Below are 1,416 nucleotides of genomic sequence, written 5' to 3'. Positions count from 1 at the left end.
AAATCCCATTAGAGTTTGCGGATAAATCAATAATAATAGTATTTATTGGTATAATCTGCTGGACAGGGCTAAAAAATATCTTCACAGTTAAGACATTTAAATTCTTCGCTCTTGGTAATAGAAATTTTTCTACAGGAGCGCTAGTTGCTACTATTGTTGCTACCTACTTGGGTGGCAGCGGGTTTTTAATAATGTTATCTAATACATACAGTATTGGATTATATGAAACTATGAGATCTCTAAGTATTTACATAGCACTAATAGCATTATCTTACTTTATAATACCAAGGATGCAGGATTTTTTGGGTAATATATCCATTGCTGAAGCACTCAGCAAAATTTATGGAAAAAATATTAGGTATATTATATCTATAACCATCATAATTAATGCCATAGGTTTAATTGCCATGCAATTCACCGCATTTAGTAAAATAATTGGATATTTTACTAGTCTTAATCCTAATTTTGCATTAATTTTCGCCTCTATTTTGGTGACTTTATATTCTGGTATAGGAGGAATAAAAGCTGTCGTATATACGGATATTATACAATTTCTTACATTTAGTATAGCTATAATTATAGTAGGATTATTGTTATCTAAATCTATTAATAATCCTGTAGTGAGTTTATTAGAACTAAGCAAAAATAAAAACTTTAATTTAAAAGAAATATTTACTAATTACGATACCGATTTTAAACATATGATTAATTTATCTTTTGTATTTTTTTTATCGAATCTTTTAAGTCCTACAATGGCGCATAGAATTTTGATGGGCAGTAATTTAGCAAAAGTTAGAAAAGCTATGATAATTTCATCAATTACCTTAACAGTTATTTTGATTTTGGTAGCAATTATACCTACATCATTATTTATTATTAATCCTAAATTGAATCCTAAATCACTAATACCTGAAATAGTAAATAAATACTCAATCTTTTCTGGAATAGCAGGAATATTAATAGTAGGAGTAATAGCAATGTCAATGTCTACAGCTGATTCTCATATAAATACTGCATCAGTAACTTTTGCTAATGATTTATGGCCTAGTAAAAATCCCGTACACCAGTTATATGCAGCTAAATCTTTTTCATTTTTTTTAGGCTTATTAGGGCTAGGGCTAGCTTTTTTAGAAGATGATTTACTGAAATTGATGTTATTTACTAAAATATTTTATTTGGGAATGGTAATTCCAGTATTATTACTAACGATATTTGGATTTAGGACAGAGAAGAATGTAATATTGATATCGATGGGTGCAGGATTCAGTGCTATAGTACTGGGTAAATTGTTTTTATCAATTGAGCCATCAGTCATAGCAGCGGCAGTTACTACATTAATGATTTTAGTATTGCATTACTCAAGGGGTAAAGAAGGGGGCTTCATAATCAGAGCAAAAGCGGATTCATATTTAATAT

1 protein-coding gene is annotated in these 1,416 nt (G+C 29.2%); it reads left to right on the top strand.

The genetic code is table 11. From position 1 onward, the window contains the following. Positions 1–1,416 (top strand): sodium:solute symporter family protein (locus IHI24_RS04675; RefSeq protein ID WP_407690728.1); only part of this gene is annotated, 1,416 nt, incomplete at both ends.

Origin of the sequence: Rickettsia endosymbiont of Cardiosporidium cionae (assembly GCF_015476335.1) — a bacterium.
Taxonomy (GTDB): Bacteria; Pseudomonadota; Alphaproteobacteria; order Rickettsiales; family Rickettsiaceae; genus JADHZC01.
Note: the sequence above shows the minus strand (reverse complement) of the source record. Positions and strands in the feature narration are given on the sequence as shown.